The following is an 11,952-nucleotide window of genomic DNA, read 5'->3' as shown; positions in this document are numbered from 1 at the left end:
TACACTGCGCCGGAAAGGACCACGCGTGAACGTTATTGAACAAGCAAAGCAAGCCTATGCCCCCAATCAGGTCGCGGTGCGCACCACCCGCTCGGTTGAAGCGCAGCTGATCACCCAGATTACCTCGCGCCTGCAACGGCTGAGCAAGATGCCCACCCCTGATTTCCCAAAACTGATGGCGGCGATCCACGACAATCGCCAGATGTGGACCACAATGGCGGTCGATGTTGCTGACAAGGGCAACGCACTGCCGAAGGAACTGCGCGCGCAGATTTTCTACCTCGCTGAGTTTACCGATCATCACAGCCAGCAGGTTATTCGTGGCAAAGCAGACCCCAGTGCGCTGATTGACATCAATATGGCCGTACTCAGGGGCCTGAACGGGCAGGAGGCATCCTGATGTCCGGTCTTGTCTTGAAACTGAACCCCAGAGAACGGGTTCTGGTTAACGGTGCCGTCATCGAAAACGGTGACCGCCGCAGCCGTCTGTCGATCCTGACACCTAACGCCAATATACTGCGCCTGCGCGACGCTATTCGCCCTGATGAGGTGAACACACCCGTCCGCCGCGTCTGTTATATTGCGCAACTGGTCCTGTCCGGTGATGTGGAAGAAGATGACGCAAAACATCAAATCCTGCGCGGTATCGAACAGCTAAGTCAGGCGCTGCGCGATGACGACAGCCGCACCCACCTTGACAGCGCGACCGATGCAGTCGGTCGGCTGGACTTCTACCGCACCCTCAAGGCGCTGCGCAATCTGCTGCCACGCGAGGCGCGCTTGCTTGGGACGGCACCACAATGAGCTTTCAACCGGTCCTTCCCTTTACCGGCCTCACTGGTTGGCGCTTTCTTGAACGCACGGCAGAGGCGCAGCAGACCGCCTTTGCCGACAGCGCACCTGTGCAGCGTGCCACCGACTATTTTCGCGAAAACATTGGTAACGTGCAGACAGCCAGCGACCTCGTCAATGATCGGCAGCTTTTGACTGTCGCGCTTGGCGCCTTTGGGTTGGATGACGATATTGATAACCGTGCCTTTATCCAGAAGGTGCTTGAAGACGGCACGCTGGCAGATGACGCCCTTGCCAATCGTTTGGCCGATAACCGGTATGCCGACCTGAGCGAGGCTTTCGGTTTTGGCAACAGCCCCGTACCGCGTACAGTGCTAAACAGCCTTCCGAACGAGATTATCGATCGGTTTGAGACCCAACAATTTGCCCGTGCGGTCGGCGATCAGAACAACGATCTGCGCCTTGCCAGCAATGTGAATTCAGGCGTCGCAGATATTATTGATCGTAATGAAACAAACACGGGCCGCTGGTTTTCCATCATGGGTAACGCCCCATTGCGAGAGGTGTTTCAAACAGCCCTTGGCCTGCCTAGCGGCCTTGCCGGTATTGATATCGACAAGCAACGCGAGGTGTTTCAAGAACGCGCGGTTGCGGTCTTTGGTACGGACGATATCGCTCAGATTGCGACCCCGGAACAGGAAGAAAAACTGATCCGTCTGTTCCTCGTCCGATCAGAGGCTGATGATCTCGCCGCAAGCTCTGCAGGGTCAACCGCACTGACTCTCTTGCAATCAACCCCGAATTTATTTGCCTAAAGACTTGCCCCATCCGGTCGCATTGGCGAGTTTGCAATCGCTTGTCGCAGTTTCGCAAAATGCGCCATCGTCCCCCGCGTATCCTTGATTGTCAGGAAATCATCCAAGGCGGGCGCCGCACTGATGGCTGCATCCAACATCGGGTCAGACCCCGCCACATAAAGGCCCGCCTGCACCATCATTTCCGAGCGCGCGTAGGTTCCCATCAGGCCCCTTGCTTTAGCGATGATTTCGTTTTCCTTCTCGTTGGCCGCATCCGGCAACGCCCGTGACACGGATCGCACCACATCAATCGCTGGAAACCGCCCCCGTTCGGCGATTTCGCGATCCAGTACGATATGCCCGTCCAAAACGCCACGCAGCATGTCGGCGACCGGCTCTTCCATGTCAGAGCCCGCGACGAGCACTGAAAACACAGCCGTGATATCCCCCGCAGTACCCACACCGGGCCCTGCCCTTTCGCAAAGCCGCGCAATTGCCGGCCCGGTTGATGCCGGATATCCCCGCAAATTCGCGCTCTCGCCGCTGGCGACCGCCAATTCGCGATGTGCTTCGCAAAAACGTGTCACAGAATCGATCAACAACAGCACATGCAGCCCTGCGTCACGAAAAGATTCCGCCACCGCCATGGCCGACAATGCACAGCGCCTGCGCACCTGCGGCCCGGTGTCCGATGTCGCAGCCACTACAACAGCCCGCGCCATCCCCTCCGCGCCCAGGACATCCTGAACGAAATGCCCGACTTCGCGGCCCCGTTCGCCGACCAACGCAATCACGATGACATCCGCCTGCACCCCGCGCGCCAAATCCGCCAAAAGCGTTGATTTCCCAACGCCAGAGCCTGCAAAAAGCCCAACACGCTGGCCGCGTACCAAAGGCAGCACGGTATTCAGAACTGCCAAACCCGTTTCCAGTCGCGGCCCCAGCCCGCGCCGTTCATGCGCAGATGGCGGCGGCGTATCAATCTCGCACGCCCCAGCACCGGGCAGCAAAGGTTTGCCATCCATCGGCTTGCCGTCAGGGTCAATCACCCGCCCAATCCAACCGGTGTGCGGTGCAAAAGAGGGCGCAGGCCGAAACACCACCGGATCATTGATCGAAACACCATCTGTGGTGCCATCGACCAGCAAATGCGCGCCTGCCTGATCAAGCTTGACGACCTCTGCCATGCGTTTGCGCCCAGAGGTGTAAAGCGTGGCGCGATCACCGACGCGCGTTTCACCTGTCGCGCAATCAGCATGCACGGTTCCGGCAGAGACACCGATAACATGCCCCGCGGTATGAATATGCGTCAGTTGGCCCACCGCGCGCCGCATTTGATCGAGAAGGTTTTCTTGCATTAACGCCATCCATTCAAATGCCACACACTTCTTTTTAAGGAATCACCCTTAATGCTTCGTTGAAAGCAACCGAGGGAGAACCCCCGATGTATAATTCTTTGGATCTGTTCCAGACCGCGGGCGCGATGGCGCGCCATGCTGGCGCAAGACAGGCTGTCGTTGCGCGCAACATCGCGAATGCAGACACCCCTGATTTTCAAGCGCAGGCGATTGCGGCGTTCAAGGATGTCTATCAAGACAACAGCGCGATCGACATGCGCGCGACCCGTCCCGGCCATATCGGCGGCGGTGACACCACACCCGACATACGCAGACAGCCATCACCCATCGGTGATCCGTCCCCCAACGGCAATACCGTGTCTGTTGAAGATGAAATGCTGCACAGCGTTGAAGTGTCACGCGAACACAATCGCGCATTGGCCATTTACCGGCATACAATGACGGTGCTGCGCACCAGCCTTGGCAGAAGTTAAGGGGGCAATATGACAGATTTCAGCGATGCCATTGCCGTGGCCAGCAGCGGGATGAAGGCACAGGCCAGCAGGTTACGCCATGTGTCTGAAAATATTGCCAATACGGATACGCCGGGATACCGGCGCAAGGCGATCACTTTTGAAGAAATGGTCACGCAAGGCCGGGTAACAGGCGCGGTTGAAACTGGCCCCATGCGGCTGGATCAAACAGAGCTGAGGCGGGTCTACGACCCCGCGCATCCGCTGGCAGACGATACCGGTCACTATGACGGATCCAACGTGAACCTGTTGATCGAAATTGCGGACGCGCGCGAAGCGCAGCGCAGTTATGAAGCCAATCTCAAAATGTTTGATCAGGTGCGGCAGATGTCGTCGGCCCTGATGGATTTACTACGCAACTAAGGACGAACAATCATGGATATTAGCGCACTCGTTGCCCAAAACTATGCCGCCAGCAAAACCGCCACCGCACCAGAGGTCGATGGCGCCGCCAGCACCTTTGGGGCTGCCGCCAACAGCTTTATGGCAACACTGCAAACCAGTGAAAATACCGCCATGCAAGCGATGACAAGCGGAGCAGACCCACATGCGCTGGTCGCAGCGTTGGCGCAGACAGAACTTGCGGTACAAACAGCGGTCACAGTCCGGGACCGCGTAGTCGAAGCCTATCAGGAAATTCTGCGGATGCCTGTCTGATGAGCGAAACACTTTTCTATGACACGCTGCGCCAAGGGCTTTGGGTCGCCTTCGTGATATCCATCCCAATCTTGTCGGTGGCATTGGCCTCTGGCCTGATCGTCGGCTTGTTTCAGGCACTGACCTCCATTCAGGAAATGACACTGACCTTCGTGCCGAAATTGGCCGCGATCATCGGTGTGTTCTGGATCACGATGGCGTTCATGTCAGAAAAGCTGGTCGCGCTGTTTCAAAATACACTGATCCCGATCATCGCCGGGGGTGTCTGATGGATAATGCATCCTATACCGCGCTGACCCGGCAGTCTGGCTTACTGAGCGAAATGCAGGCGCTGGCGAATAATATCGCCAATGCCTCCACCACTGGGTTTCGGGCTGAGGGTGTTCTGTTTGCCGAACATGTCAAAGCGGTCGGGCCTGATGCACCATCGCTCTCGATGGCGACGGCAAATGTGCGTAATACGGTGATGACGCAGGGCGCGTTGGCGCAAACCGGCGGCACCTTTGATCTGGCGATTGAAGGAGAAGGGTTTTTCCTGATCGACACACCGGGCGGCCCACGGCTGACCCGCGCGGGGGCCTTTGGCCCCAATGAAAACGGTGACCTGGTCACAGCGGATGGGCATGCGGTATTGGATGCAGGCGGCGCGCCTGTTTTCATACCGCTTGGACTTGGCGCTATTGGGATCGGACCGGACGGTACGATCAGCGCGGGTGGGCAACCTATTGGCCAAGTCGGGCTGGTGATGCCGGCCGATCCACTGCAAATGGTCCGCGAGGGCGGTGTGATGTTTGATGCCCGTGGCGGATTTGAAGCGGCACCAGACGGGCGTATGTTGCAGGGGTTTCTTGAAGGATCCAACGTGAACCCGATCTTGCAAATTGGCCGCATGATCGAAGTGCAGCGCGCCTATGAACTGGGTCAAAGTTTTCTCGACAAAGAAGATGAGCGCATTCGCAGCGTCATCCAGGCCATCCGTACATAAAGGAGACGACACATGCGTGCACTCAAGATCGCGGCGGCCGGTATGACCGCCCAACAAATGCGTGTCGAGGTGATTTCAAACAACCTCGCCAATATGAACACCACCGGCTACAACCCCCGGCGCGCCGAATTTGCCGATCTGCATTATCAGCAAATGGTCCGCCCCGGCACGATCAACGCATCAGACGGTACTGTATTGCCCACAGGCATCCAACTGGGGCTGGGCGTGCGACCCAGCGCTGTGTCGGTGCTGCTTAGCCAAGGCGCATTGGGCGCAACCGGCGGCGATCTGGACCTTGCGATCGAAGGCGATGGATACCTTGAGGTAACGCTACCGTCGGGAGCTGCCGCCTATACGCGCGATGGCGCGCTCAAACTGACAGGTGATGGGCTGATCGTGACGTCTGATGGCTATCCTGTGGTCCCGGATTTAACAGTTCCACGCGACACACGGTCTTTATCCATCAACGCTGAGGGCGAGGTTTATGGCTATTTTCTGGACGAGGTAGAACCGCAGCTACTGGGGCAATTCACCCTTGCAGGTTTCACAAACCCCAAGGGATTAGAGGCGATTGGATCAAATCTATTTCTTGAAACGCCCGCCTCTGGCCCATCGGTCGTGGCGACACCTGGCGAGGATGGGTTGGGCATCCTCCGGCAAGGTTATCTTGAAGACAGTTCCGTTGATCCGGTGCGCGAAGTCACAGACTTGATTGAAGCGCAGCGCGGATACGAGTTGAACTCCAAGGTCATCACGGCCGCCGATCAGATGCTAAGCGCGATGGTACAATTACGATGATCCGCCTCTTATTCGCCCTTTCGTTGATGGCTGCGCCAACATTTGCCGAAACAATCATCGCGGCCCGCACGATACGGGCGCAGTCTGTAATCACGGTCGATGATGTGGTCATCAGCGGTGACGCCACAGGCGCGGCATTGGCCGCAGCACAAGACATCATTGGTATGGAGGCGCGCGTTGCACTTTTTGCCGGACGACCGATTGGACCGGGTGATGTTGCACAGCCTGCTGTGGTCGAACGTAATCAGATCGTACCACTGATGTTTGAAAAGAACGGTTTGGTGATCTCAACCGATGGACGGGCCTTGGGCCGCGCCAGTGCGGGCGATGTCATCCGGGTGATGAACATTGGGTCACGTGCAACGGTATCGGCCATGATTGGCATTGATGGGGTGGCCTATGTGCAAAGGTAGATGGATTGCGGCACTGTCACTGCTATTGGTCGCGGGGTGCGGAGTACGCGAGATTGGCAAGCCACCTGGTTTTTCATCGCCCGCCGAAAACACGGAACGGGCGGCCATGATCAACCCCAGCATGCCAACGCCCATTGCGGCCAGCGCATTGGGCCCGACATCGCATGCATCACTTTGGACCGGCGCGCGCGGGTCACTTCTGGGGGATCGCCGGGCAATGCAGCGCGGCGATATAATGACTGTTGTCATTGAAATCGATGACCAAGCAGAAATCTCAAACTCAAGTGATCGATCACGCTCGGCCTCGCAGCAGGCGGGTATTCCGCAGTTGCTTGGCATTCCGCAGCGCATCGACGAAAGACTGCCAGAGGGCGCATCATCTGCGGCATTGGTCGATCTGAACTCGCAAAGCTCTGCCTCTGGCGATGGTACGGTGCGCCGCAATGAAAGGCTCACCCTGCGGGTGGCCGTCACAATCACCGATGTGCTGCCCAATGGTGTTTTGGCCATCGTCGGCCAACAAGAGGTGCGGGTCAATTTCGAACTTCGCGAACTGATCGTGACAGGCTATGTCCGCCCCGAGGACATTACCCGCCAAAATGAAATCACCTATGACAAGATCGCCTCGGCCCGCATTTCATACGGTGGGCGCGGTCAGATCAGCAGTATGCAACAGCCGCGTCTTGGTCACCAAGTTCTTGAATCTATCCTCCCATTCTAAACGAAGGCGGACCATGCGATGAAGGCTATTCTGATCCCTCTGATACTGCTGCTTGTCGGGACCGGCGCCGGGGTTGGTGCCGGCCTGTTTCTGGCACCCGCACCGGTTGAAGACGCCACCGACGAAACGCATGTGTGTCCACCACCCGATGCAGATATGGATGGCGCTGTTGCGATCACTCCTGTTGCGGTCGGGCCAGAGCGTGAATATGCGAAACTAAACAACCAATTTATTGTTCCTGTGGTTGAAGATCAGCGGGTCGCGGCACTGGTCGTTATGTCGCTCAATCTGGAGGTTGTTTTGGGTGGCCGCACGGCTGTATTTGCCGCTGAACCGAAATTACGTGACCGCTTTTTGCAGGTGATGTTCGATCATGCCAACAACGGCGGCTTTTCGGGTAATTTTACCACCGGAACAAAGATGCGTGCATTACGCAATGAACTGCTGCGCGTTGCCCAAGAGGTGAGCGGCAGCCAGGTGACAGATGTTCTGGTGATTGATCTGGTGCGTCAGGATTCATAATGCAGGCGACGCAGGGCGACGGTCCGCGCCGCCGCCTGTGCTGCACGATGTACCTGCTGCGCCGCCTGATCCTGACCAAATGACTTTCGCAGCATCACTGTACATTCGGCTTTTTCAGCCAGCACCAGAGCCAATTCAGAATTGATGGCGGTGCGGCGCTGATCAACCCAGAGCTGCCAATTCAAATCAGCGCCCGCAAGAGACCCCGCATCACCATGCCCCAACTGCGTGCCGATCCGTTGTTTGCGCTGAACAGCCAGGTCGTGAAGTGTTTGGCGTAGATCAATTTCTTTCACCATAACAGCCGCCAGTTTCGCCTGATCTGCCTGCAGGCGAAGTTGCGTCAACTCTGTTAACGCCTGTAACCGTGTGGCCTTACTCATCGATAGGCCGCCTTCTTGCGGATTTCTTCGGCAAAGCGGATCGCCGCAGCCACAGCGCGATAATGATCTTGTGATATTTCCTGCCCCAAAGCCACCTCTGCATGCAAGGCCCGTGCGGTGGGCGGATCTGAATGCAAAGGGACCGCGTTTTCCGCTGCAATTTCACGGATACGGCCCGCAATCTCATCCACCCCTTTTGCCACACAGATGGGTGCCATCGCAGCAGACCGATCCCATTTCAATGCAATTGCATAATGGGTCGGGTTCACAATGACGACGTCCGCTGTGGGCACATCAGCCAACATCTTATTGGTCGCGATATCATGACCACGTTGTCGTCTTTGTTGTTTGATGAAGGGATCACCCTCAGCTTGTTTCAGCTCGTCCATCATTTCCTTCCGGCTCATCCGGTTTTTTCGGGTATGTTCTGCGCGTTGCCACAGGTAGTCGACGGCCCCCAGAACCAATGAAACCAACAGAACAATAACCATCAGGGCCACCAGCATACGCCCCAGTTCCACAATGATGAGCCGTGGCGGCAGTTGCATACTGCCAATGATCCGCTCAATCTGGCCCACCAGAAAGAAGCCCAAAATGACACAATAGATAGTCAGTTTCGTACTGCTTTTGGCGAATTCAAAAAGGCCTTGCCGCCCAAATTTGTTCTTCACACCGGATATCGGCGACACTCGGTTCAGCTTTGGCGCTACCTTGCTAGCGGTGAAAAGGAACCCTCTTTGCAAGGTGACACTGACGATCGCCAGTGCGGCTGGAAGGGCGAACCATGGTGCAAGCCCCCAGAGGATTTCGCCCAATATCCCCCCATGCAAGGCTATGCCGCCACCCGCAAAAACGGCCGAGGACAGATCATTCGACTGTTCCAGCAGCACCGACATTGCTGTTGACAGATCAATCAGCGCAACCGGCCCAATGGTCAGCATCACAATAAGCAGCCCGCCATAGGCGGCCGCAGTTGTCAGATCAGCGGACCTCGCGATTTCACCTTTTTTGCGCGCATCATCCAGCTTTTTCTGGCTGGGTTCATACTGCTTGTCACTGTCCTCTTCCTGGCCGCTCATGGCCATGCACCAAAGGGCATATCCATGAACGCCGCAAACAGTGCCAGCCAGATTGCCAACATGACAGGTGCGGCAAGGAAAAACAGCAAGAGGCCACCCGCGGTCAGGGCCGGCGCGCCCACAAAGGATACCATCAACTGCGGCATCGCGCGGTTGATGACACCCAGCACGACATTATAAATCAGCGATGCGATCAGAAATGGCGCGGCCAGCATAAAGCCCAGCCCGAATGTACGCCCCACTTCTGCCACCCCAACCTCGGCCACCAGGCTGCGTTGCAGCCCTGCACCAAAAGGCACGAGCGTATAGCTATGGATCATATAGCTGGCCGCCTGAATATGCAGGCCGGAAAGTGCTGCAAGCGCGGTTCCCGCCACAACCAACATGTGCCCAATCGCCGGTTGCGGATCGACCGCTGCGGTCCCGCCAAAGATTTGCGATAGCGATGTTGACTGTGCTGCAATCGACCCAGCGATCTGTAGAACCAGAATGAAAAACCGCAGAAAGATACCAAAGAATAACCCAACCAGCGCCTCCATCCCCAAGATGCCGAAACCGGTCAAAAGCGTTGTCGGCAACGCATCCAAATCCAGTGCGATGGCCGGGGCCACAATCAGGGTGAATATGATGGCGAGCATCAGACGAACGCGGGTCGGCACCGGCTGGTCACCGAAAGCTGGTAAAACGGCCATCACCGCCCCGATCCGGGCAAAGACCGCAAAAAACGTCCAAAGTGCCGCTTGCGAATGGGGAAGTAACGCCAACACCAGATCCATCAGGCGGGCACTAGACCAACCAATGCCGGGCGTGCATCAATGCCGATTTCCTCAAACGATAGCACCGGGTTCATGATGCCTTTAGCGGCCATGACAGTCCGCAAGAAGCGGCGGCGGCGGGTGGATGTCACCACTGCGGCATAAGCGCCTGTGTTCGCCGCCTGCCCAAGTTTATCCGCGATCCCATCCGCCAATTGATTAAAGCTGTCGGGGGGGAGGGCGACATCACCGCCACCCCTTTCGGTCCGAATTTCATAGGTTGCAAAAGTATCTTCCCATTCCGGCGCAAGCTGCACCAACGGGATCGTGCCGTCAGGCCGACGCATCTTTGCCACCAGCTGAAATCCAAGCCGTTGTCGCACATGTTCGGTAATGGCATCAGCACTTTGAAACAGCTGCCGCCCTTCTGCGACAGCCTCGATAATCAGCGCAAGGTTACGGATCGACACGCGTTCTTCCAGTAGCAAGCGCAGCACCGAGAGCAAAACATCAAGCGGCACCTTGTCAGGAACCAATTCATCCAGCATCCGGCGATTGGCATCTGCGCGGTCTTGGTCACTCAAACGTGTCATTTCATCCAGTCGCCTGCGAAGCGCTTTGAATGTCAGCAAACGTGCAAAATTGCGCTTTACGATCTCAAGCAGATGCGTGGCCAACACCTCAGCGGGTTGCACTGTGGTCAGACCAGCGACCGCCGCCTGTTCCTGAGCAGAAGGGGCAATCCACCGCGCAGGCGCACCATAAACCGGTTCGTTCACCACCTCACCGGCAAGGTCACCAGGATCGTTTTCGTTCATCAACGCCAACACGAGATCAGGTTGCAGTTTGTCACGGACCTGTTCGACGCCCTGCACATGCACAACATAGTATCCCGGCGGCAGCGCAGGATTATCGGTCAATCTGATCTCAGGCAGCATAACCCCGAAATCCGTGGCGACGTGACTGCGCATATTAGCAATCCGCGCGTCCAGGCCAGTGCCGGGGTCAAGCACCATATCTACTAGATCGGGGGCAAATTCGACGTGGATGTCATCCAGATCCAACATATCCCCTATCGCCATTTCGCGCGGAACGACCTCTGTCACGTTCTCCAATTCCGGGGCCGGGTCAGCCGGTGCCTGTGCCGCGCGGGCCATCACAAAGGCGCACCCCCCCAGCACGAGCGCGCCGACGACAAATGGCACGAAAGGCAACCCAGGCACCAACGCCAACAGCCCCATTAAAATCGCAACGGTCGCCAGCGCAGCTGGATGTCGCCCCAGTTGCGCCACCAATGCAATGTCGGTCGCGCCCGTAGCACCGCCCCTTGCCAGAAGCAACGCAGATGCCACTGATATAACAACAGCAGGTATTTGCGATACTAAACCATCACCAACAGTCAAAATAGCATATGTTTCGAATGCGCGCCCAATCGGCATATCATGAACAGTAATTCCGATCAGCAGCCCCATGATCAGGTTCAGCGCAGTAATCAAAAGCCCCGCAATTGCATCACCTTTGACGAACTTCGATGCACCATCAAGGGAACCGAAAAATGTGGTTTCAGCCTGTTCGCGCTCACGTCGTTCCTTGGCTTCATTGTGGTCAATTGCCCCGGCTGCAACATCACTATCAATCGCCAGTTGCTTGCCGGGCATAGCATCAAGTGCAAAGCGCGCACCCACCTCAGCCATACGTGTCGCGCCCTTATTGATCACGACAAAATTCACGATCAGCAAAACACAAAAAATCACCAACCCAAGCAAGACGCTCCCGCCCATGACAAACATGGCGAAACCCTCAATCACCTCACCTGCCGCGTCGGTCCCGGTGTGACCTTCACCAATGATCAGCTTGGTCGATGACACGTTCAGCGACAATCGCAAAACCAAAGATGCCAAAAGGACAGTCGGAAAAGCGGAAAAGTCGAGAGGCCGGTCGATAAAAAGCGTCACTGTGAACATCAGAATCGCGAGAGCAAATGATGCCGCCAATCCGATGTCCAGCACCCATGCGGGCATCGGCAAAATCATCATCACGATCACGGCCATTAATGCCATAGCCAACAGGATTGTCGGTTGCAAAATGTCCCTCAGAGATATCCCAGACATCAGGCCGCCCTGCCCCGACGCAGGAATGCATCGGCACGAATTAACACAGCCGGCAAGCGACAAGGTAAA

At 56.8% G+C, this 11,952-nt stretch carries 17 protein-coding genes; 12 read left to right on the top strand and 5 right to left on the bottom strand.

Annotation, left to right across the window (positions count from 1 at the left end; all coding sequences use genetic code 11):
- Positions 1-25 precede the first annotated feature (25 nt).
- The 3 genes from flaF to BC777_RS12170 are packed head-to-tail and all read left to right on the top strand — an operon-like array spanning position 26 to position 1,607.
- Positions 26-400, top strand: a complete 375-nt coding sequence (gene flaF / locus BC777_RS12180) for a flagellar biosynthesis regulator FlaF (RefSeq protein WP_245834336.1) — start codon at positions 26-28, stop codon at positions 398-400.
- Positions 400-804: a flagellar biosynthesis repressor FlbT gene (gene flbT / locus BC777_RS12175; protein WP_100368449.1), complete on the top strand. Its 405-nt coding sequence runs from the start codon at positions 400-402 to the stop codon at positions 802-804. Before flaF ends, flbT begins: the two co-directional genes overlap by 1 nt.
- A complete protein-coding gene (locus tag BC777_RS12170) occupies positions 801-1,607 on the top strand; it encodes a DUF1217 domain-containing protein (protein ID WP_100368448.1) in 807 nt (268 codons plus the stop codon). The genes flbT and BC777_RS12170 overlap by 4 nt, the downstream gene beginning before the upstream one ends.
- Here BC777_RS12170 and BC777_RS12165 read toward each other — a convergent pair.
- Entirely contained in the window at positions 1,604-2,947 is a 1,344-nt protein-coding gene (locus tag BC777_RS12165) for a FliI/YscN family ATPase (RefSeq protein WP_100368447.1), read from the bottom strand. The genes BC777_RS12170 and BC777_RS12165 overlap by 4 nt on opposite strands.
- 86 nt (positions 2,948-3,033) lie before the next feature.
- Between BC777_RS12165 and BC777_RS12160 the strand changes: the two genes are divergently transcribed.
- The 9 genes from BC777_RS12160 to BC777_RS12120 are packed head-to-tail and all read left to right on the top strand — an operon-like array spanning position 3,034 to position 7,555.
- Positions 3,034-3,420 carry a FlgB family protein gene (locus BC777_RS12160; protein WP_100368446.1) on the top strand — a complete coding sequence of 129 codons (387 nt, stop codon included), beginning with the start codon at positions 3,034-3,036 and terminating at the stop codon, positions 3,418-3,420.
- Between the two features lie 9 nt (positions 3,421-3,429).
- The gene (gene flgC / locus BC777_RS12155; protein WP_100368445.1) at positions 3,430-3,822 is read left to right on the top strand and encodes a flagellar basal body rod protein FlgC; all 393 of its coding nucleotides are present in this window, start codon (positions 3,430-3,432) and stop codon (positions 3,820-3,822) included.
- Between the two features lie 12 nt (positions 3,823-3,834).
- Entirely contained in the window at positions 3,835-4,116 is a 282-nt protein-coding gene (gene fliE / locus BC777_RS12150) for a flagellar hook-basal body complex protein FliE (protein WP_100368444.1), read from the top strand.
- A complete protein-coding gene (locus tag BC777_RS12145) occupies positions 4,113-4,385 on the top strand; it encodes a flagellar biosynthetic protein FliQ (RefSeq protein WP_168769172.1) in 273 nt (90 codons plus the stop codon). The genes fliE and BC777_RS12145 overlap by 4 nt, the downstream gene beginning before the upstream one ends.
- Entirely contained in the window at positions 4,385-5,101 is a 717-nt protein-coding gene (locus tag BC777_RS12140; protein WP_100368442.1) for a flagellar hook-basal body complex protein, read from the top strand. The genes BC777_RS12145 and BC777_RS12140 overlap by 1 nt, the downstream gene beginning before the upstream one ends.
- 12 nt (positions 5,102-5,113) lie before the next feature.
- Entirely contained in the window at positions 5,114-5,899 is a 786-nt protein-coding gene (gene flgG, locus BC777_RS12135; protein WP_100368441.1) for a flagellar basal-body rod protein FlgG, read from the top strand.
- The gene (gene flgA / locus BC777_RS12130) at positions 5,896-6,312 is read left to right on the top strand and encodes a flagellar basal body P-ring formation chaperone FlgA (RefSeq protein ID WP_100368440.1); all 417 of its coding nucleotides are present in this window, start codon (positions 5,896-5,898) and stop codon (positions 6,310-6,312) included. The genes flgG and flgA overlap by 4 nt, the downstream gene beginning before the upstream one ends.
- Complete coding sequence (gene flgH / locus BC777_RS12125; RefSeq protein ID WP_100368439.1) at positions 6,299-7,033, top strand: flagellar basal body L-ring protein FlgH; 735 nt, start codon at positions 6,299-6,301, stop codon at positions 7,031-7,033. The genes flgA and flgH overlap by 14 nt, the downstream gene beginning before the upstream one ends.
- Positions 7,034-7,051: 18 nt before the next feature.
- Positions 7,052-7,555 carry a flagellar basal body-associated FliL family protein gene (locus tag BC777_RS12120; protein WP_100368438.1) on the top strand — a complete coding sequence of 168 codons (504 nt, stop codon included), beginning with the start codon at positions 7,052-7,054 and terminating at the stop codon, positions 7,553-7,555.
- Here BC777_RS12120 and BC777_RS12115 read toward each other — a convergent pair.
- From BC777_RS12115 to flhA, 4 genes are read right to left on the bottom strand one after another with little or no spacing between them, the layout of a single operon-like run.
- The gene (locus BC777_RS12115) at positions 7,543-7,938 is read right to left on the bottom strand and encodes a hypothetical protein (protein WP_100368437.1); all 396 of its coding nucleotides are present in this window, start codon (positions 7,936-7,938) and stop codon (positions 7,543-7,545) included. The two genes, BC777_RS12120 and BC777_RS12115, sit on opposite strands and share 13 nt — an antisense overlap.
- A complete protein-coding gene (locus BC777_RS12110; RefSeq protein WP_100368839.1) occupies positions 7,935-9,017 on the bottom strand; it encodes an EscU/YscU/HrcU family type III secretion system export apparatus switch protein in 1,083 nt (360 codons plus the stop codon). Before BC777_RS12110 ends, BC777_RS12115 begins: the two co-directional genes overlap by 4 nt.
- The gene (locus tag BC777_RS12105; RefSeq protein ID WP_100368436.1) at positions 9,014-9,793 is read right to left on the bottom strand and encodes a flagellar biosynthetic protein FliR; all 780 of its coding nucleotides are present in this window, start codon (positions 9,791-9,793) and stop codon (positions 9,014-9,016) included. Before BC777_RS12105 ends, BC777_RS12110 begins: the two co-directional genes overlap by 4 nt.
- On the bottom strand, positions 9,793-11,883 hold the full coding sequence (gene flhA, locus BC777_RS12100) for a flagellar biosynthesis protein FlhA (RefSeq protein ID WP_100368435.1): 2,091 nt from the start codon (positions 11,881-11,883) through the stop codon (positions 9,793-9,795). Before flhA ends, BC777_RS12105 begins: the two co-directional genes overlap by 1 nt.
- Positions 11,884-11,952 lie beyond the last annotated feature (69 nt).

The sequence above is a fragment of the Yoonia maricola genome (assembly GCF_002797915.1).
Lineage (GTDB): Bacteria > Pseudomonadota > Alphaproteobacteria > Rhodobacterales > Rhodobacteraceae > Yoonia > Yoonia maricola.
The sequence above is the reverse complement of the archived record's forward strand: the minus strand, read 5'-3'. Positions and strand labels throughout refer to the sequence as shown.

What these genes read in the sequence shown, in the direction of transcription:
- flhA (WP_100368435.1), bottom strand. Translation starts at nt 11,883, where the DNA reads ATGTCTGGGATATCTCTGAGGGACATTTTGCAACCGACAATCCTGTTG.
- BC777_RS12165 (WP_100368447.1), bottom strand. Translation starts at nt 2,947, where the DNA reads ATGCAAGAAAACCTTCTCGATCAAATGCGGCGCGCGGTGGGCCAACTG.
- BC777_RS12105 (WP_100368436.1), bottom strand. Translation starts at nt 9,793, where the DNA reads ATGGATCTGGTGTTGGCGTTACTTCCCCATTCGCAAGCGGCACTTTGG.
- flgH (WP_100368439.1), top strand. Translation starts at nt 6,299, where the DNA reads ATGTGCAAAGGTAGATGGATTGCGGCACTGTCACTGCTATTGGTCGCG.
- BC777_RS12170 (WP_100368448.1), top strand. Translation starts at nt 801, where the DNA reads ATGAGCTTTCAACCGGTCCTTCCCTTTACCGGCCTCACTGGTTGGCGC.
- BC777_RS12160 (WP_100368446.1), top strand. Translation starts at nt 3,034, where the DNA reads ATGTATAATTCTTTGGATCTGTTCCAGACCGCGGGCGCGATGGCGCGC.
- flgG (WP_100368441.1), top strand. Translation starts at nt 5,114, where the DNA reads ATGCGTGCACTCAAGATCGCGGCGGCCGGTATGACCGCCCAACAAATG.
- flbT (WP_100368449.1), top strand. Translation starts at nt 400, where the DNA reads ATGTCCGGTCTTGTCTTGAAACTGAACCCCAGAGAACGGGTTCTGGTT.
- BC777_RS12110 (WP_100368839.1), bottom strand. Translation starts at nt 9,017, where the DNA reads ATGAGCGGCCAGGAAGAGGACAGTGACAAGCAGTATGAACCCAGCCAG.
- BC777_RS12140 (WP_100368442.1), top strand. Translation starts at nt 4,385, where the DNA reads ATGGATAATGCATCCTATACCGCGCTGACCCGGCAGTCTGGCTTACTG.
- flgC (WP_100368445.1), top strand. Translation starts at nt 3,430, where the DNA reads ATGACAGATTTCAGCGATGCCATTGCCGTGGCCAGCAGCGGGATGAAG.
- BC777_RS12120 (WP_100368438.1), top strand. Translation starts at nt 7,052, where the DNA reads ATGAAGGCTATTCTGATCCCTCTGATACTGCTGCTTGTCGGGACCGGC.
- BC777_RS12115 (WP_100368437.1), bottom strand. Translation starts at nt 7,938, where the DNA reads ATGAGTAAGGCCACACGGTTACAGGCGTTAACAGAGTTGACGCAACTT.
- fliE (WP_100368444.1), top strand. Translation starts at nt 3,835, where the DNA reads ATGGATATTAGCGCACTCGTTGCCCAAAACTATGCCGCCAGCAAAACC.
- flgA (WP_100368440.1), top strand. Translation starts at nt 5,896, where the DNA reads ATGATCCGCCTCTTATTCGCCCTTTCGTTGATGGCTGCGCCAACATTT.